Source organism: Bradyrhizobium sp. B120, from assembly GCF_049075665.1.
Taxonomy (GTDB): domain Bacteria; phylum Pseudomonadota; class Alphaproteobacteria; order Rhizobiales; family Xanthobacteraceae; genus Bradyrhizobium.
In genome coordinates this window covers 6,675,533-6,693,410 of the sequence record NZ_CP185242.1, presented here as the reverse complement: position 1 = coordinate 6,693,410, position 17,878 = coordinate 6,675,533, and the positions used below count along the sequence as shown (strand labels likewise).

Below are 17,878 nucleotides of genomic sequence, written 5' to 3'. Positions count from 1 at the left end.
TCATGACGGCTGTGATCGTGCTCTCGCGATAGCGGACGGAGAGTGGCTGTCGCCTACGACAGCCGCATGTCCAGCAGCCGCCGGCCTTCGCCCTTCAACAGCTTCTTCACCGCGCTCGAGGCGATCACCTCGCCATTGTTGGCATAGGCCTCGTGGTTCTTCTCGATGTCGTCGAGGCGGTACAGGTAGTTGACCATGACGCCGGCGGATTCGCGCAGGCCCTTGGGCGAGAGGTCGCCGAGCCAGTTGATCCGCTCCAGCCGGGCGCCGTTGCCGAGATGGAAGCGCGCGACCGAATCGATCTGCCGTCCCTTCGGCGTGCGCGCCTTCAGGAAGTAATAGGCGGCGAGCGGCTCCAGCACGGCGCGCAGCTGCGTGGCGAGCTCGGCGTTCTCGAACCAGTCGGGCTTGCCGAGGCTTTCCAGGAGCTGGCGGTCCTCATCGGTAAGCGGCACGTCATCGGCCTGCTTCACCCATTGCATGAAGCCCGGCACCGGCGACAGCGTCACGAAATTGTCGAGCTTCGGCAATTCGCGGCGCAGTTCCTCGACCACCTGCTTGATCAGGAAGCTGCCGAACGAGATGCCGCCAAGGCCGCGCTGGGTGTTCGAGATCGAATAGAACACCGCGGTGCGGGCGCGCTCGACCGGCACCGGCTCGCGCTCTTCGGCAAGCAGCGGCGCGATCGCGCCCGGGATGGCTTCGGTCAGCGCGACCTCGACGAAGATCAGCGGCTCGTCGGCCAGCGCCGGGTGGAAGAACGCGTAGCAGCGGCGATCCACCGGATCGATGCGGCGGCGCAGATCGTCCCAGTCGCGGATCTCGTGCACGGCCTCATAGCGGATGATCTTCTCCAGAATATTGGCCGGCGACGACCAGTCTATCCTGCGCAGCACGAGAAATCCCCTGTTGAACCACGACGAGAGCAGATGCACCACGTCGCGGTCGAGCGCGGCGAGGTCCTTGTTGCCCTTCATCAATGAAAGCAGATCCGATCGGATCGACACCAGCTCGCCGGTACCGCCCGGCGCGCGATTGAGCCGGCGAATCAATTCCTGACGGCGCGGCTCGGAGGCGAAATGCAGGTCGCTGGCGTCGCCGCCATTGGCCTTGTCATCCGCCTTGGCGCGCCAGCTCTCGATCGCCTGCGCCAGTCTGGCGTGATCGGGGCCGAAATCGCGGGCCAGCGTCTGGAAGAACGACAGGCGGCCGGCGGCATCGAGATGGTGGTAGCGGTCGAGCACCTCGCGCGCCATCGCGGTGCCGGAGGCCTCGCCGCGGCCGGACAGCAGCGCCTCGCACAATTCCAGAAGTTCGGACGCATCCTGCTTGTCGTCGGCCGGGCTGGCGCGGCCGAGCAGGACGCGGCCGCGTTCGGAAATCGTCGAGAGCAGATCGGAGAAGAAGGCGTTGGCCATGGGCAGTTCGTATCCAGCGGGTCGTATTCAGTGAAGCCGGACCTTACACGGGATTTAAGGTCGGGAGGACTGCAATCAAGCGCATGGATCGTACGGAAATATGTCGCAGGGCGACAACGGTACAATTCGTCAGAGCTGCAGGCGGTGACAAACCCCGTTCACGTTTTCTCCGCGAACGCGGTCGGTGTCTTGCCGGTAACCTGGCGGAACGCATGGGAAAATGCCGGCACGCTGGAATAACCGAGGTCGGAGGCGACCTGCTTGACCGAAATATTCGCGTTGGTCGACAGGCGTTCGATCGCGGCCGCGATGCGGGCGCGCTGGCACCAGCTCTTGAAGGACAGTTGCGTCTCCGCCGAGAACAGGCGCGACAGCGTCCGCGCCGAGGTGCCGACCGTGCGCGCCAGCGCATCGATCTCATGGTCCCTCGTCGGATCGGCCAGCACGATGTCGGCGGCGCGGCGGCAGCGCGGCTCCTGCGGCAGCGGGATGAAGGTCGCGGAATCCTCGGCCTGGTGCAGTTCCAGCATCACGAGCCTGATCAGGAGATCGGTGCGCTCGCGTCCGCATGCCGCGTCGAACAGCGCAAGGATCGCCTGGTGCACCAGCGGCGACACCCGCACCACGAATTCATGGCCGAGGCTGTCGCTGCGCTTCTCGCGCGCGAGCCAGGCCCGGTCGAAATACAGCGTGCGCATCTCGATATCGGCGAGCACGTCGATCGCGTGGGGGAGCAGGGCCGGGACCCACACCGCACGGTCCGGCGGCACCAGCCAGCGGCCCTTCGGCGTCGTCACCTGCATGGTGCCGCTCGCGGCATAGACCAGTTGCGCTTCGCGGTGCATGTGCGGGTCGAGGCGGACGCCCTTTTGGTAGCTGCGCGCGACCATGTGCACCCCGTCACCGGTGACGCGCCGGTCCTTGTGGAGGGCTCTTATTGGCGGCTCAGCGATAGTCATTGGCGACATCCCGTCAGGACAAGGACCTATAACCTATTTTCGAGCAATTGAAGAATCGCGTGAGAGACGTGCCTCATGAGCAGCCCCACCAATAGTCCAAGCCGGGTGATCAGTTTCGTCAACGCCGGCCATTTCATCGATCACTACGCGATGCTGATTTTCGCGGCCGCCGTCATCATCATGGGCCCGGCGCTCGGCATGGCCTATTCGGAACTGCTGCCCTATGCGACGCCGGGCTTCATCGCCTTCGGCGCCGGCTCGCTGATCACGGGCTGGCTCGGCGATCGCTGGAGCCGCCGCCACATGATGGTGATCTTCTTCGTCGGCATCGGCCTGTCGATGATCTCGGTCGGCTTCGTGCAGACACCGCTGCAACTCGGCGCAGCACTGCTGGCGATCGGCATCTTTGCCTCGATCTACCATCCGGTCGGCACCGCGATGATCGTATCCTATGCCGAGAAGCTCGGCGCCCAGATGGGGATCAACGGCGTCTGGGGCAATCTCGGCGTCGCCTCCTCGGCGCTGGTCACCGGCGTGATCGGCCAGTATCTCGGCTGGCGCTGGGCCTTCATCGTGCCCGGCACGGTCACCGTACTGGTCGGCATCGCCTTTGCGATGACGGTGGTGCATGAGGACCGCAAGGGCTCCAGGCAGGCCGCAGCCCAGGTGCGCGTCGCCAAGGAAGACATGTGGCGGGTGGTGCTGTCGCTGCTGATCGTGGTGATCGCGATCTCGACCACGTTCAACGCGGTGACGGTGGCGCTGCCGAAACTGTTCGCCGAACGGCTCGCCGATCTGACCAGGAGCCCGGCCCTGCTCGGCGTGATCGCGGCTGGGGTCTATGTGTTCGGCGCGATGACGCAGTACACGATCGGCAAGCTGCTCGACAGGCATTCGCTGAAGACGGTGGCGCTGCCGCTGTCGTTCATGCTGGCGCCGTTTCTATATCTGGCGGCGAGCCTGTCCAACCTGCCGCTGATCGTGGTCTCGATCGGCATCGTGATGGGCGCGTTCGGCCAGGTCACGGTGAACGATGCCATGGTCGGCAAGTACACCACAGAGGAATGGCGCTCGCGCGCCTACGCGGTGCGCTATTTCGTCGGCTTCACCGCGGCGGGCGCCTCCGTCGGCCTGGTGGCCTGGCTGTACGACCAGGGCGGCTTCTCCATGATGCTGCGCGCGTTCGCGGCGCTGTGCCTCTTGGCGATTGCGGCCGCGATCATCCTGCCGCGCGAGATCCGGACGCCCGCCACCCAGGTGAACTGACGTGCTGGCGGTTTGCCGCACCATTTCAAGCTGAAACAAGCCCCAAGCGCCCATCCGCCAGCAGCGGATGGCGCTTTTCCGCGCACCGCACCATTCCGTCCGCAAACTTGTCCGGTCCCGGCGGTGTGATACGCTCCACATGGGCCTTCGGGCCGAAGGCGCCGGTTGCGCCGATCACTGCCATTTTGTGGTTTGTGGAGCAGCCGAAGCCATGGGCGAAATTCGCGACTTCAGATCCGGCAAGCCGGGCAAGCCACCGCCCGGCGAATCGATGCCGCGCCGCCTCGCCGCGATCGTTGCCGGCGACATCGCCGGCTACAGCCGCCTGATGGAGCTCGACGAAGAGGGCACCCACAACCGCGTCAAGCGGATCGAGCGCGATCTGATCGAGCCCACCATTTCCGAGCACCACGGCAAGCTGGTCAAGACAACCGGCGACGGGTTCATCGCGATGTTCGACAGCCCGGTCGAGGCCGTCCGTTGCAGCATCGTGATTCAGCAGAACATGATCGGCCGCAACGCGGCGATCGCGAGAGATCACTGGATCGAGTACCGGATCGGCGTCAATCTCGGCGACGTCATCATCGAGGCCGACGATATCTTTGGCGACGGCGTCAATGTGGCCTCGCGTCTGGAAGGGATTGCAGCGCCCGGCGAAGTCTTCATCTCCGGCGGCATCTACGAGCAGATCAAGCACAAGATGGTCTGCGGGTATGAATCGCTCGGCGACAAGAAGGTCAAGAACATCACCGATCCGGTCCGGGTCTATCGCGTGTTGCCGGACGCTGCCGCGTACCAGAGGACGCGCCGGCGCCGTGAGTCCATCCTGCTTACGCTGCTCGGACTGGCGGTCGCAGTCATCGCTGGCGGCGTGCTTTGGTACATGCTGGCGCAACCGCGCAGCAAGCTGATCGACGTGGCGCAGGTGCCTCCGTCACCGGCCGCATCGCCGGCCGTTCAGCAGCCGGCACCGAGCCCGGCTCCTGGCCAAGCTGCAAGTCCGGTCCCAGGTGCCGCACCGACGCAGCAAGCCTCGCCTCAAGCCGCGCCCCCTGCAACTCCCGCCGCGTCGGTGCCGGAGCCTGAAATGGTCTCGCTCCAGGGCGGCAGCTTCTCGATGGGGAGCAATGACGATCCCTCGGAACGGCCGATCCGCAAGGTGACGGTCAAGCCGTTCGCCATGGGCAAATATCCAGTCACCGTGCGGGAATGGAATGCCTGCGCGGCGGCCAAGGCGTGCGGCTTCACAGCCAGTGGCAAAGACGACGTTCCCGTCACCAATGTCAGCTGGAGCGATGCGAAACAGTATGTGGCCTGGCTCGCCGAGGGGACGAAGAAGGCTTACCGGCTTCCGAGCGAAGCCGAATGGGAATATGCGGCGCGTGGCGGAACGCAATCGAGATACTGGTGGGGCGATCAGATGCAATCGGGCAATGCCAGTTGCAAGGATTGCGGTGGCGCCGGTGCCGCCGAGCAGCCGGTCAAGGTCGGCAGCCTCAAGCCGAATCCGTTCGGTCTTTACGACATGGGCGGCAGCGTCGATCAGTGGGTCGAGGATTGCTGGCACAGGAACTACCAGGGCGCCCCGGCCGACGGCGCGGTGTGGTCCGGCGGCGACTGCGGCTCCCATGTCATTCGTTCCGGCTCCTGGAAGAATGACGCGCGCTACGTCCGTCCGGCCAATCGCGACAATTACGACACCAATGTTCGCTATCCGACCCACGGTTTCCGGGTCGCGCTGTCTCCCTGAGAGATCGTCTGCAAGCGCCAGGTTTGGAGGGGTTATGAAAAGTGCAGGCCTGATCATGCTCGCTGCGGCACTGACATTGCTCGCTGGTCCGGCCACCGCGCAGAACAAGCCGGCGGGGAAAGACACCAAGCTGTATTTCATCTGGCCGCGCGACGGAGCTAAGGTCAAAAGCCCGTTCGCGTGCCGCTTTGGGCTGCGCAACATGGGCGTCACCCATGCCGGCGACGAATTTCCGAACAGTGGCCATCACCATCTTCTGATCGATGTGGATGAGCCGCTCAATCCGAATGAGCCGATCCCGTCGGACAAGTCTCACCAGCACTTCGGTGCGGGCCAGACCGAGACGCAGCTCGATCTGGCGCCCGGCAAGCACACCTTGCAGCTGGTGCTCGGCGACGCCAAGCACTATCCATTCAACCCGCCGGTCGTCTCCGAAAAAATCACCATCCGGGTCAAATAGGCCGATGCGGATAGCTCCCTTGCGCGAACCGCCGCTTGCGCAAAGCGGCCTCGTGCGGTTTGTTGCGCGCCGCTGGGCGCAAGACCCGGCGTGGAGGGCATCCGATGTTGTCGCGACTGCTGCGTCTGGCTGGCCTCGTTCTGGGAGTGATGACGATGGCAACATCCACCAATGCCGACGCCTTGAAGGATCAGATCGCGCCAACCGGAAAGCTCCGGGTCGCGATCGCGATCAGCCCGGCGGGCGGCGCGTTCTGGTCGACCCGGACCGAGAACGGCTATGCCGGCGTTCCCGTCGATCTCGGCAGGGAGATGGCGGCGCAGCTCGGCATTCCCGTCGACTATGTCGTGCACCAGAATTCCGGCCAGATCACCGATGCGGCGTCGAGCAACAGCTGGGACATCACCTTCCTGCCCAAGGATCCCGAGCGCGAGACCAGGATGACGTTCGGGCCGATCTACGAGGTCGCCGACGCCACCTATATCGTCAAGTCGGGCTCAACGATCACGAATTTCGCGTTGCTGGACCAGGACGGCGTCAAGGTCGCGGCCGTCAACGCCACCACCACGATGCGCGGGGCGATCGCGCATCTCAAGCACGCCAAGGTCATGGGCTATCAGACCTATGACGAGATCTTCAATCTCCTGAAGAGCGGCGAAATCGACGCCTTCGCGTTGTCGCGCGATCAGCTCAATGCGATGGCCAAGAAGATTCCGGGCACCCGCGTGCTGGACGAGACCTTCAAGCAGACCGTCACTGCGGTTGCGGTGCCGCTCGACCATCCGCTGGCCGCCGCGTTCGCCACCAAATTCATGACCGACGCGATCGCCAACGGCACGCTGCGCAAGGCCTATGACAATAACGGGCTGAAGGGCTCGCCGGTGCGCACCGAGGCGAAGTGAAGTCGCGCACATTCCTGTCCCGTCACCCTGAGGAGCGCGTAGCGCGTCTCGAAGGGTCGACGGCCACCAGCCGGGCCGTGCATCCTTCGAGACGCGCGCAAGAGCGCGCTCCTCAGGATGACGGTGATGGAAAGGCGCGCACTGGGTGACATCTGGGCATGCTGCATAATTCCGCGCCATCGCGCGGGGCGGTTCCTGCGCCACCTATCTAACTCATTGGATTAACAGGGATTTAAAGCCGTCCGCCAGCGCCCCCAGTTGGCATGTGCATTGCTTTAATTGCACCAGTCAATGACGACTGCCGTCCTCCGGATTGCCGAAGCCAATGCAGGCCGAGGTGAGGGGATCAAGGCGCCCCGCCCGGGCGCCGCGAGCAATCGTTGCACCCCCCTAACTCACTCCCCGGACGGACGAGCAATTCAACCAACCCGCGTCGCTTCCGGCAAGCAACCGGCGCGGCCGAATTGCGCAAGGGGAATTTTACGAATGGCCTATCTCGCACCGTCCGAATTCGTCACCAAGATGGTGGACGCCGGCGAATCCAAGATCTTCATGTCGACGCGCGACACCGTGATCCGCGCCTACATGGCCGGTGCGATCCTCGCGCTGGCGGCCTGGTTTGCCGTGACGATCAACGTCAACACGGGCCAGCCGCTCGTCGGCGCATTGCTGTTTCCGGTCGGCTTCGTGATGCTCTATCTGCTGGGCTTCGACCTGCTGACGGGCGTGTTCGTTCTCTCGCCGCTCGCGCTGCTCGACAAGCGCCCCGGCGTCACGCTCGGCGGCGTGCTGCGCAACTGGGGCCTCGTCTTCATCGGCAACTTTGCCGGCGCGCTCACGGTGGCGTTCATGATGGCGTTCGTGACCACGTTCGGCTTCACGCAGGAGCCCGACAAGGTCGGCATGACCATCGGAAACGTCGGCGAAGCGCGAACGCTGGGCTACGCGGCGCATGGCGCGGCGGGCATGGCTACCCTGTTCATGCGCGGCATGCTCTGCAACTGGATGGTTTCCACCGGCGTCGTCGGCGCCATGATCTCGACGACGGTGCCCGGCAAGGTCATCGCGATGTGGATGCCGATCCTGGTGTTCTTCTACATGGTGTTCGAGCATTCGGTGGTGAACATGTTCCTGTTCCCGTCGGGACTGATGCTCCATGCCAAGTTCTCGATCATGGACTACCTGATCTGGAACGAAATCCCGACCGTGCTCGGCAACCTCGCCGGCGGCCTCGCCTTCACCGGGCTCACGCTCTACACGACGCATGTGAAGACGGCGCCGAAGCGCCAGCGCCTCGCGGCTTGATCCTGGCCGGCTTATGGGGCTCTCCTGTCACGGAGGGCCCCATTCGCATTGGGACGGGCGATGCCGCGCGCGCTGACAATATCGGTCGGGCAATTCTCTGATCAGGGCCGCAAGGACACCAATCAGGATTTCCACGGCGTCTTGATCCCCGACGAGCCGCTGCTCGGCTTGAAGGGCATCGCCGTGGTGCTTGCCGATGGCATCTCCTCGAGCAGCGTCAGCCGCATCGCCGCCGAGTCCGCGGTCAAGAGCTTCCTGACCGATTACTACTGCACCTCGGAATCCTGGTCGGTGAAGACCTCGGCGCAGCGGGTGCTGGAGGCCACCAATTCCTGGCTCCACGCGCAGACCAGGCGCAGCCAGAACCCCTACGACAAGGACAAGGGTTACGTCTGCACGCTGAGCGCGCTGGTCATCCGCTCGACCACGGCGCATCTGTTCCATGTCGGCGACTCGAGGATCTACCGCGTCGCGGGCAACAGCCTCGAGCAACTGACCAACGACCACCGCGTCGTGATCTCCTCGCAGCAGAGCTATCTCGGCCGCGCGCTCGGCGTGAATCCGCAGCTCGAGATCGACTACCAGAATCTCGCGCTGGAGCGCGGCGACACCTTCCTGCTGGTGACCGACGGCATCTACGAGCACGTCCCCGCGCGGCAGCTCGCGAAGACGATCAGGGATGGCGCGGCCGATCTCGATGCCGCCGCGAAGTCGATCGTCGAGCAGGCCTATCAGAACGGCAGCCCGGACAATCTCACCGCGCAGATCATCCGGATCGACGAATTGCCCGACGGCGACGCCAGCGAGGTGTTCGGCCAGCCCACCGAGCTGCCGCTGCCGCCGCTGCTCGATGCAAGGATGCTGTTCGACGGCTACCGCATCGTCCGCGAGCTGCATGCATCGCACCGCAGCCACATCTATCTCGCGGTCGACGAGGAGAGCGGCACCACGGTCACGATCAAGATCCCCTCGATCGACCTGCGTGACGATGGCGCCTATCTGAAGCGCTTCATGCTGGAGGAATGGGTCGCCCGGCGGATCGACAGCCCGCATGTGCTGAAGCCGTTTCTGCCGCAGCGCAAGCGCAACTTCCTCTATGTCGCGATGGAGTATATCGACGGCCAGACCCTGACGCAGTGGATGATCGATAATCCCGCACCGGCGCTGGAGACAGTGCGCGACATCACCGAGCAAATTGCAAAAGGGCTGCGCGCCTTTCACCGCAAGGAGATGCTGCACCAGGACGTCAGGCCCGACAACATCATGATCGACGGGACCGGTACGGTGAAGATCATCGATTTCGGTTCGACGCGGATCTCGGGCGTTGCCGATGCGGCGCCGGCTGATGTTGAGGACATTCTGGGCACCCAGCAATACACCGCGCCGGAATATTTCCTCGGCGAGGGCGGCACCGCGCGTTCCGACCTGTTCTCGCTCGGCGTCGTGACCTATCAGATGCTGACCGGCCGCTTGCCCTACGGCGCGCAGATCGCGCGCGCCCGCACCCGGTCCGACTTCAACCGGCTGGTCTATCGTCCGGCCGCGCATCGCGGCCGCGAGATTCCGGCCTGGGTCGACGGCACGCTGGAGCGCGCGGTGCACACCAATCCGCTCAAGCGCTACGACACCTTCTCGGAGTTCTTGTTCGACTTGCGCAATCCCAACGCAAGATATCTGACGACGTCATCGACGCCGCTGATCGAGCGCAACCCGGTGCTGTTCTGGAAGTCTACGACGCTGGTGCTGGCGCTCGTCGTGGTGGTGCTGCTCGCCTACGGCGCGCATCATTTGCGGTAGCGGCCCAAATTTCGCCAACCTATCCCTGTCACCCCGCGTAAAGGCTTCGCCTTTGTCGCTGGAGGTGTGAGCGGCGCCACGTGCTCCACTGTCGTCCCGGCGAAGGCCGGGACCCATACGCCGCGGCGGATGTTGTGGGCAGAACTCGTCGTTCCATCGGCGCGCAGTAATCGCCATCGGTGGTTATGGGTCCCGGCCTTCGCCGGGACGACTTGAGGAGAGAGACGTGGACGCAGCTAATGCGTCGCGCCGGCGGCGATCGGATCCAGCCCGCTCTTGACCAGCGCGTCGCGCGCATCCGGCGAGGCGAGGAAGCTGATCAGCGCCTTGCCGGCCTCGGGCTCCTTCGAGGCGATCGCGATGCCGGCGGAGAACACCGTGATCTTCTGCAACGGCTCCGGCAACGGACCTATGATGTCGATGCCGGCAACCGGCTTCAGCTCCGAGATCTGCTGCAGGCCGATCTCGGCCTCGCCCTTGGCGACGATCTCGCCGACCGGGGTTGCCGGGATCATCCGCGCCTTGTCCTTCATCTGGTCGGTGATGCCGAGTTTTGCGAACATCTCGGTCGAGACATAGACGCCGCTGGCGCTGTCGGAATAGGCGACCGATTTCGCCGAAAGCAGCGCCTGCTTGACGGTGTCGGCCGAGCTGATGTCCGGCTTTGGCGCGCCTGATTTGACCGCAATGCCGATCGGCGACTTCACGAGGTCGACGCGGCTGTCGGCCGCCACCTTGCCCTGCTTGATCAGGTCACCCAGCGCATAACCGACCATGATCAGCACGTCGGCCGGCTCGCCGCGCGCCAGCCGCACCGGAATGGCGTTGGTCGTGGTGCCCATCGACGGTCCGAAGGCGGTCACCACCTTGTGTCCGGTCTTGTGCTCGAACTCCGGCACCAGCGCCTTGTAGGCCGCGGTCAGCCCGCCGGAGATCATGACATGGACTTCGGCGGCGGATGCGGCTGACGTGAGGGCGAGGGCGCCGATGACGGCGAGCGTGAGGGCACGGAAAGCGGCGCGCATGGAGTTTCTCCCTGGACGATTCTTGGGGCGCGTGGGTCGTCGTGGCGGGGAGACTACTGTGCGAGGGGAGGTGTGGCTAGGGTTGCGCCGCCGTCATTGCGAGGAGCGCAATGATGCGGATGGAGCAGTGTCGGGAGGCGAGATTTCGTAGCCCGGATGAAGCGCAGCGTAATCCGGGACCGGCCTCTCCGCGGAAACACTTCCCCGGATTGCGCTTCGCTTCATCCGGGCTACGCGGAATCCGTCACGAATTCACATGCACGAAATCGCGCAGCAGCGGGTAGATCTCGTTGTTCCAGCGCTTGCCGGAGAACACGCCGTAATGGCCGACGCCGGCCTGCATGTGGTGCACCTTGCGGTAGGTGCGCACGCCGGTGCAGAGGTCCTGGGCGGCGAGCGTCTGGCCGATCGAGCAGATGTCGTCCTTCTCGCCTTCCACCGTCATCAGGCCCATGCGCCGGATCGCCGCCGGGTTCACCGGGCGGCCGCGATGCATCAGCATGCCCTGCGGCAACAGATGCTCCTGAAACACGTCGCGCACGGTCTCGATATAGAATTCCGCGGGCAGGTCCATCACGGCGAAATACTCGTCGTAGAAGGTCTTGATCACCTCGGCCTTGGCGGTCTCGCCCTTGGCGAGATGGTCGGCGAGGTCGATGTGCTGCTTGATGTGGCGCTCCAGATTCATCGAGACGAACGCCGTGAGCTGCACGAAGCCGGGATAGACCTGACGCAGCGCGCCCTTGCACTGCATCGGCACGTAGTTGATCAGATTGTCCTCGAACCATTTGATCGGCTTGCTCTTGGCGAATTCGTTCACCTTGGTCGGCAGGATCCTTGTGTCGATCGGTCCGGCCATCAGGGTCAGCGATGCCGGCCGGGCCGGATGATTGTCTTCGGACATCACCGCGGCAGCGGCCAGCGCCGACACCGAGGGCTGGCAGATCGCCACCATATGCGCGCGCGGGCCGAGCTGGCCGAGGAAGTCGATCAGGTGGTCGGTGTAGTCCTCGAGCCCGAAGCGGCCCTCCTTGCGCGGGATGTCGCGCGGATTGTGCCAGTCGGTGATGTAGACGTCATGGTCCTGCAGCAGCGTCTTCACGGTGCCGCGCAGCAGCGTGGCAAAATGGCCGGACATCGGCGCCACCAGCAGCAGCCGTGGCTGCTCCGGTCCGTCCACCTTCCTGAAGTGCAGCAGCGAGCCGAACGGCGTCGCATAGGCGACCTCCTCGGTCACCTGGTATTCCCGGTTGCCGGCGGACACGCTGCCGATGGCGTAGTCCGGACGGGCGTAGGTCAGGGTGGAGCGCGAGATCAGCTCGAGCGCCGCCGCGAGCCGCCCGTACACCCGGTCGGCGGCGCCCTGCGGCACCAGATTGAGGTATTTCAGCGCCGCTGCAGCCCCGGTCCGCCATGGCGCCGTGAGGTCCATGTGGTTCTGATAGGCTTGGTACATCATTGACATCATACGCATCCGCCCCTGGCCCGGCTGGATATGCAATATCGACGCCAGAGAGGGGGCGGGCTGCCCGGCAAATTGGCACGTGGCTTGCTGCAAAAATGAACGGCTTCGGGGCGCGGCGGTTGGACCGGCGCGCGGTCACCGGGGGCTAAGGACGCGTTCAGGCGTGAGGATCCGATATGGCGAAAGCGACACTCACCATCAGCAGCAAGAATTATTCGTCCTGGTCGCTGCGCGGCTGGCTGCTGGTGAAATTCGCCGGGCTGGAATTCGAGGAGGTGGTCACCGCGCCCGATGACGCCTCGGCGCGGGCCGAACTGCTGCTGCTGTCGTCATCGATCCTGGTGCCCTGCCTGCGCCACGAGGGCGCGACCGTCTGGGATACGCTGGCGATCGGCGAGTATCTCAACGAGGTCATGCCGCACGCCGGGCTATTGCCCGAGGACCGGATCCAGCGCGCGCATTGCCGCTCGATCTCGGGCGAAATCCATTCCGGCTTCACCACGCTGCGCTCCTCGCTGCCGGTCAATCTCAAGGGGCATTTTCCCGGCTTCAAGATCTGGTCGCGCGCGCAGGCCGATATCGACCGGGTCTGCACCATCTGGCGCGACTGCCTCGGCATGTCCGGCGGACCGTTCCTGTTCGGCGAACGCCGCACCATGGCGGACGCGATGTATGCCCCCGTCGTGACCCGCTTCATGACCTATGACGTCAAGCTCGACCCCGTTCTCGCGGCGTATGCCAGGACCATCATGGCGATGCCCGAGATGCGGGAATGGATCGAGGCGGCGAAGGCCGAGCCTGCCGACGTCGAGGAGCTCGAGGTCGAATATTAGGCAGCGTGCGCCAAGGCCTGCCGGCGCCGGCGGCTCAAGCTCCAGGCAGGCCTTGCTCAATGGACGTGCCGTCGGCGCCCGGCATCGGTGCCGCGCGGCGATCGGGCGCAGCCCGCGCCGAACGCAAATTCAGGCTTTGCTCCAAGTGCTTCCGCTGCGACGGCGGCGCATGGCGGGACCGATCGCCGCAGCACAACCGGGCTGGCAAGGATTTCGCATAGCAACAAGCGAGCTGTGACCGCGACGATGCGACGCTGCCGAAAATTTGGACGCTGAGCCGGCGCCGTGATCTCGCGAACACGAGAACCGTGGAGGCTTGAAATGAACCAGCACGCCGCCGTCAGCAAATTTTCCCACGTCAAACCCGGTGACACCGAGTTCAAGGGCGGAGGTCTGCGCGACTTCTTCCTGTATCGCGATCTCGGCATCGCCGATGCCACCGGCGGGCAGGTGATCTGCCATCTGGTCAAGGCCAATCCCGACCTGCCGCCGGAAGAGGGCACCGGCTGGCACAAGCATCTGTGCGATTTTCAGATCGTCATCATGACCAAGGGCTGGGCGCGCTTCATGTACGAGGACAAGGAGACGCTGGTCGAGGCCGGCGACGTGATCCATCAGCGGCCCGGCATCACCCACTATCTGTTCGATTACTCGAAGGACATGGAATACCTCGAGATCGTCAGCCCCGCCGATTTCAAGACCGTGGATGTGCCGCCGGCGACCGAGGCGGTGCCGCCGGTGACGCCATGGAAATGATCGCCAAGGAGGATCAGAGGAGGGACCGCAAATGTCGTCCGCGGAGGAATTAACCTTTGTCGTCGGCCGCTGGTTGCGGCCGATCGTCATGCTTCTGTATGTGGTGCGCCGCCTCGGGCTGATGACCACATCTAGCCGTGAACAACGGAGTACGTCGCTCGATCAGTGATTCGGACGCGGTTCGTTCCATCCGCGTTCCAAATCTTAAAACGCCTCGCGTGCGCGTCGCGTTTTGAAACAGCGCGCGCCAACGCGCCCCTCAGGCCATGCCCGCCTGCTTCACGCGCGGCATGCGCCAGGCGATGACATTGACCTCCAGCGCGCCGCCGGTTGTGTCATTACGCCACTGGCCGTCGATGAATCGGCAGGCGAACGGCAGCTGATACGTTCCGCTGTGATCCTCACAAAGCACTTCCACGCGTTGTTCCGGCGAAGGTTCGCCATTGCCGTCGAATTGCGCCAGCCGTTTTTCGCGCGTAGCCATACGATCTGTCTCCACTGCCCAAGGTCGAGCCAAAAGGGGTCGAACCAAACAAGTTCCGAAGGCCCCCGTCCCCACGAGTAGTCCCGGTAATGGGTCAAGCACACCGCTTGAATGCGGTTTCAGTGTGGTATGTGTGCCTGGCTTTCAGCGTCGCGAGCACAAAACTGTGAATGACGCATGTGATTGAGGATGCCGATGATCGCGCGTTTCGTTGTTGCCTTGCTCGTGCCGCTTGCACTCGGCGTCGTCGGAACCGCGCATGCGCAGGACGTTCCCGGCGTCGAGATCTGCACCGTCGAGAAAACCATGGAGCGTCGCACCAGCTGCCTGCAGAGCAACGTCGATTTCCTGCAGAAGACGATCGGCAAGCTCACATCGGATCACCAGCAGAAGCTCGACGCCGCCAACCGGCAGATCGAGAGCCTGAAGAGCACTATTGCGGGCTTGCAGAAGCTCGTCACCGATTTGCAGGCGGCGCAGGTCAAGCTGACCGAAGACCTGAAGAAGAAAGCCGACGCGCCGCCGGCGAAGGATGCGACGCCTGTGGCGAAGGACGGGACGAAGTAGCTTCGTCATTGCGAGCGAAGCGAAGCAATCCATCCCACCACGCATGCGGAGCGATGGATTGCTTCGTCGCTTCGCTCCTCGCAATGACGGATCGGGCGTAGTCGCGCCTTCTACGCCACCCGATACGTCTCCATCACATCGCGATCCGGCTCGTAGCCGAGCCCGGGGCCTTGCGGCACGGCGACATGGCCACGGGCGTCGACGTCGATGCGGTCGCCCCACAGGCAGGCGGGGCGCTTCATGAAGAACATTTCGATCAGGCCTTCGTCGCGGATCGCCATCAGATGCAGCGTGGCAAGGAAGCCCGGCCCGAAATAGGGCGAGTGCGGAATTACCTGGACGCCGAACTCGTCGGCGAGGACCGCCACGCGCAAAAATTCGGTGACGCCGCCGACCTTGATCACCGATGGCTGGGCGTGACTGACCGCGCCCGCGGCCATCATCTGGCGGAATTGATGCACCGTGCAGGCGTTCTCGCCGGCGGCGATATCGAGCCGGCCTTCTCTCCGCACCTCCGCGAGCGTTGCAAAATCCTCCGGCGGCCAGACCGGCTCCTCCAGGAACATCGGCGCGGCCTGCTTGCAGTCGCGGGCGAACTGGATCGCCGCCGGCCCATCCAGCGGGCAGTTCATGTCGACCATCAGCGGCACGCCGGGGCCGATCGCTTCGCGCGCCGCGGCAACCGCCGGCACGGTGGTCTCGTGCAGCTTGATCGCGGCGTAACCGAGCTTGATCGCCTTCTTGCATTCGGCGGCGATGTGCGCCGGATTGCCGATCCGCATCAGGCTCGCATAGGCCGGAATCGCGCTGCGCTTGGCGCCGCCGATCAATTGATGCAGCGGTACGCCCTTCACCTTGCCGGCGAGATCCCACAGCGCGATGTCGAGCGCCGAGATCGCAAACATCGTGATGCCGTAGCGGCCGAACAGATGCAGATTGCGCTGGATCTGCTCCATCGCGGCGGGAATGTTGGCCGCGTCGGGCACTTCGAGGCCGCGCGCCTGCGGCGCGATCATCTCGGCCACCGCCATGCTGCTCGTCTTCGGGCAGACATAGGCGAAGGCATCGCCCCAGCCGGTCAGACCGGCATCGGTCGACACCTCGACCAGCACCATGTCGAGCGCCGAGATCGCGGACGCGCCCTGGCGAAAGCTGGCAGGGCCTGCATCATAGGGAATGCGGATGTGGTGGGCGCGGACGTCGGTGATCTTCATTGTTGTTGTCCTTCCGATCGCAGGATGTAGCAGGATGTCCCTGAAGCTCGTGAGGGCCGGATGCGGCAGCCTGGACGGTGTTGCTTCGGCGTCTGGGTTCCAGCCATCGCAGCTCTTGCTTCTGGCAAGTCTTGCTCGTGGCAAGTGTTGCTCGTGAATCGTGTCGAAGACGTGGATGCCCGGCGTGGCGCCGGGCATCACGAACTCCGAAGCTGTGGAGAAGGCTGCTACGAACTCTTCTCGCCGCTCATCACGGGGCCGAACCGCTCCCAGCTCTCGCCCTTGAAGCGCATCATCTGCAACTGCTCGATCGGTGCATAGTCGTCCGGTCCGGTCTTGATCTTGGTGCCGGGCAGGTAGATGCCGATCTCGAAGTTGAGGCTGGCCGCCTGCTTCATCAGGTTCTCGCGGGTGAGGTTGTCGCCGCATTGCCGCAACACCTGCTCGAGCCCCTTGGCGACGCCGTAGCCGAACACGGTCGAGGCGTCGTTCTGGTCGCCCTCGGGATACCACTTGGTCATGAAGGCGCGCCACTCGTTCATGGCTGGATCGTTCTTCCACTCGTGATCCGCGGGATCCTTCAGATACTGGGTCGACAGGATGTCCTGGCTCGCCTCAAAGCCGGCCGGCTTCATCACGCCGCCGATCGAGACCGAGACGTTGGTCAGGAACTGGACCGGATGCCAATCCAGCTCGGCGGCCTTCTTGATCGCCTGCGCCGCGAATTTCGGCGTTGCGATGTTGACGAAGATGTCGGGGTTGGCGCCCTTGATCTGCACGATCTGCGAATCCACCGTCGGCGACGTGGTCTCGTAGGAGGATTCGACGACGATCAGCTTCTTGGCCGCTTCGCCGAGCCCGTCGTGCAGGCCGATCAGGTAGTCCTTGCCGAAATCGTCGTTCTGGTAGAGCACGCCGATGGTCTTGCCGGGATATTTCTGCAGGATGTATTTGGCATAGATCCGCGCCTCGACCTGGTAGCTCGGCTGCCAGCCCATGGTCCATGGAAAATTCTTCGGATCGTTCCACTTGGCGGCGCCGGTGGAGACGAACAGCTGCGGCACCTTCTTGGCGTTCATGTATTTCTGGATCGCGGTGTTGCCCGGCGTGCCCAGTGGATTGAAGATCAACAGCACCTCGTCGCTCTCGACCAGCTTGCGGGCCTGCTCGACCATCTTCGGCGGGCTGTAGCCGTCGTCGTAGGAGACGAAGTTGATCTTGCGGCCGTTGATGCCGCCCTCGCTGTTGACCTTGTTGAAATAGGCGGCTTCCGTCTTGCCGATCGTGGCGTAGGCGGATGCCGGGCCCGAATAGGGCATGATGTTGCCGACCTTGATCTCGGTGTCGGTCGCACCCGGATCGTATTTCTTCTGGGCGTTGGCGGCGCTGGCGACGGCGATCGTCAAAAGCCCCGCAAGCGCCGCAGACTTGACGCAGTTGACATAGCTCAGGCGGTGGTGATGCATCATTGTCCTCCCTGACATGCTGGCCGCGGCTCGTGCAGTCTTGATTTTCGGGCAGCTTGGTGAGCCGTCGGATCGATGCAACTGCGAGTATGCACGATTGCAGCGGTGTTGCCAGCGACGGCTTTGCAGTAAAATTTCGCAGAGCGGAACCACAGTTTCGCCGCTGCGCAGCAAGGACTGTCAAATGCCGCGCGCGGCAGCCGTGCATGAT

The 17,878-nt window shown here is 64.1% G+C and carries 18 protein-coding genes; 10 read left to right on the top strand and 8 right to left on the bottom strand.

The window, feature by feature from the left end; all coding sequences use genetic code 11:
• Nucleotides 1-53 precede the first annotated feature (53 nt).
• Both ACOIX3_RS31120 and ACOIX3_RS31115 read right to left on the bottom strand, forming a co-directional pair.
• A complete protein-coding gene (locus ACOIX3_RS31120; RefSeq protein WP_420965775.1) occupies nucleotides 54-1,418 on the bottom strand; it encodes a malonyl-CoA decarboxylase in 1,365 nt (454 codons plus the stop codon).
• A gap of 158 nt (nucleotides 1,419-1,576) precedes the next feature.
• Nucleotides 1,577-2,377 (bottom strand): helix-turn-helix domain-containing protein, encoded by an 801-nt coding sequence (locus ACOIX3_RS31115; RefSeq protein WP_420965774.1) that lies wholly within the window; start codon nucleotides 2,375-2,377, stop codon nucleotides 1,577-1,579.
• 75 nt (nucleotides 2,378-2,452) lie between these two features.
• Between ACOIX3_RS31115 and ACOIX3_RS31110 the strand changes: the two genes are divergently transcribed.
• The gene (locus ACOIX3_RS31110; protein ID WP_342727507.1) at nucleotides 2,453-3,643 is read left to right on the top strand and encodes an MFS transporter; all 1,191 of its coding nucleotides are present in this window, start codon (nucleotides 2,453-2,455) and stop codon (nucleotides 3,641-3,643) included.
• A gap of 25 nt (nucleotides 3,644-3,668) precedes the next feature.
• Here ACOIX3_RS31110 and ACOIX3_RS31105 read toward each other — a convergent pair whose 3' ends face one another.
• Entirely contained in the window at nucleotides 3,669-3,827 is a 159-nt protein-coding gene (locus tag ACOIX3_RS31105) for a hypothetical protein (RefSeq protein ID WP_420965772.1), read from the bottom strand.
• A gap of 27 nt (nucleotides 3,828-3,854) precedes the next feature.
• Between ACOIX3_RS31105 and ACOIX3_RS31100 the strand changes: the two genes are divergently transcribed.
• The 5 genes from ACOIX3_RS31100 to ACOIX3_RS31080 all read left to right on the top strand — a co-directional run bounded on the left by ACOIX3_RS31100 (nucleotide 3,855) and on the right by ACOIX3_RS31080 (nucleotide 9,857).
• Nucleotides 3,855-5,393: an SUMF1/EgtB/PvdO family nonheme iron enzyme gene (locus ACOIX3_RS31100; protein WP_420965771.1), complete on the top strand. Its 1,539-nt coding sequence runs from the start codon at nucleotides 3,855-3,857 to the stop codon at nucleotides 5,391-5,393.
• 34 nt (nucleotides 5,394-5,427) lie between these two features.
• Complete coding sequence (locus ACOIX3_RS31095) at nucleotides 5,428-5,853, top strand: DUF4399 domain-containing protein (protein ID WP_420965770.1); 426 nt, start codon at nucleotides 5,428-5,430, stop codon at nucleotides 5,851-5,853.
• A gap of 155 nt (nucleotides 5,854-6,008) precedes the next feature.
• Entirely contained in the window at nucleotides 6,009-6,755 is a 747-nt protein-coding gene (locus tag ACOIX3_RS31090; RefSeq protein ID WP_420965769.1) for a transporter substrate-binding domain-containing protein, read from the top strand.
• A gap of 486 nt (nucleotides 6,756-7,241) precedes the next feature.
• Nucleotides 7,242-8,060, top strand: coding sequence for a formate/nitrite transporter family protein (locus ACOIX3_RS31085; RefSeq protein WP_342727511.1), 819 nt, complete (start codon nucleotides 7,242-7,244; stop codon nucleotides 8,058-8,060).
• 60 nt (nucleotides 8,061-8,120) lie between these two features.
• A complete protein-coding gene (locus ACOIX3_RS31080; protein ID WP_420965768.1) occupies nucleotides 8,121-9,857 on the top strand; it encodes a protein kinase domain-containing protein in 1,737 nt (578 codons plus the stop codon).
• A gap of 236 nt (nucleotides 9,858-10,093) precedes the next feature.
• Here ACOIX3_RS31080 and ACOIX3_RS31075 read toward each other — a convergent pair whose 3' ends face one another.
• Both ACOIX3_RS31075 and ACOIX3_RS31070 read right to left on the bottom strand, forming a co-directional pair.
• Nucleotides 10,094-10,882, bottom strand: a complete 789-nt coding sequence (locus ACOIX3_RS31075) for an extracellular solute-binding protein (RefSeq protein ID WP_420965767.1) — start codon at nucleotides 10,880-10,882, stop codon at nucleotides 10,094-10,096.
• 244 nt (nucleotides 10,883-11,126) lie between these two features.
• On the bottom strand, nucleotides 11,127-12,350 hold the full coding sequence (locus ACOIX3_RS31070) for a polyhydroxyalkanoate depolymerase (protein ID WP_176534909.1): 1,224 nt from the start codon (nucleotides 12,348-12,350) through the stop codon (nucleotides 11,127-11,129).
• A 173-nt stretch (nucleotides 12,351-12,523) separates the two neighbouring features.
• Between ACOIX3_RS31070 and ACOIX3_RS31065 the strand changes: the two genes are divergently transcribed.
• The 3 genes from ACOIX3_RS31065 to ACOIX3_RS31055 all read left to right on the top strand — a co-directional run bounded on the left by ACOIX3_RS31065 (nucleotide 12,524) and on the right by ACOIX3_RS31055 (nucleotide 14,105).
• Nucleotides 12,524-13,180: a glutathione S-transferase gene (locus ACOIX3_RS31065; protein WP_420965766.1), complete on the top strand. Its 657-nt coding sequence runs from the start codon at nucleotides 12,524-12,526 to the stop codon at nucleotides 13,178-13,180.
• 321 nt (nucleotides 13,181-13,501) lie between these two features.
• Nucleotides 13,502-13,936 carry a cupin domain-containing protein gene (locus ACOIX3_RS31060; protein WP_092116082.1) on the top strand — a complete coding sequence of 145 codons (435 nt, stop codon included), beginning with the start codon at nucleotides 13,502-13,504 and terminating at the stop codon, nucleotides 13,934-13,936.
• Between the two features lie 31 nt (nucleotides 13,937-13,967).
• The gene (locus tag ACOIX3_RS31055) at nucleotides 13,968-14,105 is read left to right on the top strand and encodes a hypothetical protein (protein ID WP_342712494.1); all 138 of its coding nucleotides are present in this window, start codon (nucleotides 13,968-13,970) and stop codon (nucleotides 14,103-14,105) included.
• 90 nt (nucleotides 14,106-14,195) lie between these two features.
• On the opposite strand, the gene ACOIX3_RS31050 is transcribed toward ACOIX3_RS31055, so the two are convergent.
• The gene (locus ACOIX3_RS31050) at nucleotides 14,196-14,420 is read right to left on the bottom strand and encodes a hypothetical protein (protein ID WP_029079022.1); all 225 of its coding nucleotides are present in this window, start codon (nucleotides 14,418-14,420) and stop codon (nucleotides 14,196-14,198) included.
• A gap of 195 nt (nucleotides 14,421-14,615) precedes the next feature.
• Between ACOIX3_RS31050 and ACOIX3_RS31045 the strand changes: the two genes are divergently transcribed.
• A complete protein-coding gene (locus tag ACOIX3_RS31045) occupies nucleotides 14,616-14,987 on the top strand; it encodes a hypothetical protein (RefSeq protein WP_420965764.1) in 372 nt (123 codons plus the stop codon).
• Between the two features lie 110 nt (nucleotides 14,988-15,097).
• On the opposite strand, the gene ACOIX3_RS31040 is transcribed toward ACOIX3_RS31045, so the two are convergent.
• Nucleotides 15,098-16,201 carry a mandelate racemase/muconate lactonizing enzyme family protein gene (locus ACOIX3_RS31040; protein ID WP_420965763.1) on the bottom strand — a complete coding sequence of 368 codons (1,104 nt, stop codon included), beginning with the start codon at nucleotides 16,199-16,201 and terminating at the stop codon, nucleotides 15,098-15,100.
• Nucleotides 16,202-16,428: 227 nt separating this feature from the next.
• Nucleotides 16,429-17,670 carry an ABC transporter substrate-binding protein gene (locus ACOIX3_RS31035; protein WP_420965762.1) on the bottom strand — a complete coding sequence of 414 codons (1,242 nt, stop codon included), beginning with the start codon at nucleotides 17,668-17,670 and terminating at the stop codon, nucleotides 16,429-16,431.
• Nucleotides 17,671-17,878 lie beyond the last annotated feature (208 nt).

Coding starts and splice junctions, on each gene's coding strand:
- ACOIX3_RS31085 (WP_342727511.1), top strand. CDS start 7,242: ATGGCCTATCTCGCACCGTCCGAATTCGTCACCAAGATGGTGGACGCC.
- ACOIX3_RS31095 (WP_420965770.1), top strand. CDS start 5,428: ATGAAAAGTGCAGGCCTGATCATGCTCGCTGCGGCACTGACATTGCTC.
- ACOIX3_RS31060 (WP_092116082.1), top strand. CDS start 13,502: ATGAACCAGCACGCCGCCGTCAGCAAATTTTCCCACGTCAAACCCGGT.
- ACOIX3_RS31050 (WP_029079022.1), bottom strand. CDS start 14,420: ATGGCTACGCGCGAAAAACGGCTGGCGCAATTCGACGGCAATGGCGAA.
- ACOIX3_RS31065 (WP_420965766.1), top strand. CDS start 12,524: ATGGCGAAAGCGACACTCACCATCAGCAGCAAGAATTATTCGTCCTGG.
- ACOIX3_RS31035 (WP_420965762.1), bottom strand. CDS start 17,670: ATGATGCATCACCACCGCCTGAGCTATGTCAACTGCGTCAAGTCTGCG.
- ACOIX3_RS31115 (WP_420965774.1), bottom strand. CDS start 2,377: ATGACTATCGCTGAGCCGCCAATAAGAGCCCTCCACAAGGACCGGCGC.
- ACOIX3_RS31100 (WP_420965771.1), top strand. CDS start 3,855: ATGGGCGAAATTCGCGACTTCAGATCCGGCAAGCCGGGCAAGCCACCG.
- ACOIX3_RS31120 (WP_420965775.1), bottom strand. CDS start 1,418: ATGGCCAACGCCTTCTTCTCCGATCTGCTCTCGACGATTTCCGAACGC.
- ACOIX3_RS31080 (WP_420965768.1), top strand. CDS start 8,121: ATGCCGCGCGCGCTGACAATATCGGTCGGGCAATTCTCTGATCAGGGC.
- ACOIX3_RS31110 (WP_342727507.1), top strand. CDS start 2,453: ATGAGCAGCCCCACCAATAGTCCAAGCCGGGTGATCAGTTTCGTCAAC.
- ACOIX3_RS31105 (WP_420965772.1), bottom strand. CDS start 3,827: ATGGCAGTGATCGGCGCAACCGGCGCCTTCGGCCCGAAGGCCCATGTG.
- ACOIX3_RS31045 (WP_420965764.1), top strand. CDS start 14,616: ATGATCGCGCGTTTCGTTGTTGCCTTGCTCGTGCCGCTTGCACTCGGC.
- ACOIX3_RS31040 (WP_420965763.1), bottom strand. CDS start 16,201: ATGAAGATCACCGACGTCCGCGCCCACCACATCCGCATTCCCTATGAT.
- ACOIX3_RS31090 (WP_420965769.1), top strand. CDS start 6,009: ATGGCAACATCCACCAATGCCGACGCCTTGAAGGATCAGATCGCGCCA.
- ACOIX3_RS31075 (WP_420965767.1), bottom strand. CDS start 10,882: ATGCGCGCCGCTTTCCGTGCCCTCACGCTCGCCGTCATCGGCGCCCTC.
- ACOIX3_RS31055 (WP_342712494.1), top strand. CDS start 13,968: ATGTCGTCCGCGGAGGAATTAACCTTTGTCGTCGGCCGCTGGTTGCGG.
- ACOIX3_RS31070 (WP_176534909.1), bottom strand. CDS start 12,350: ATGATGTCAATGATGTACCAAGCCTATCAGAACCACATGGACCTCACG.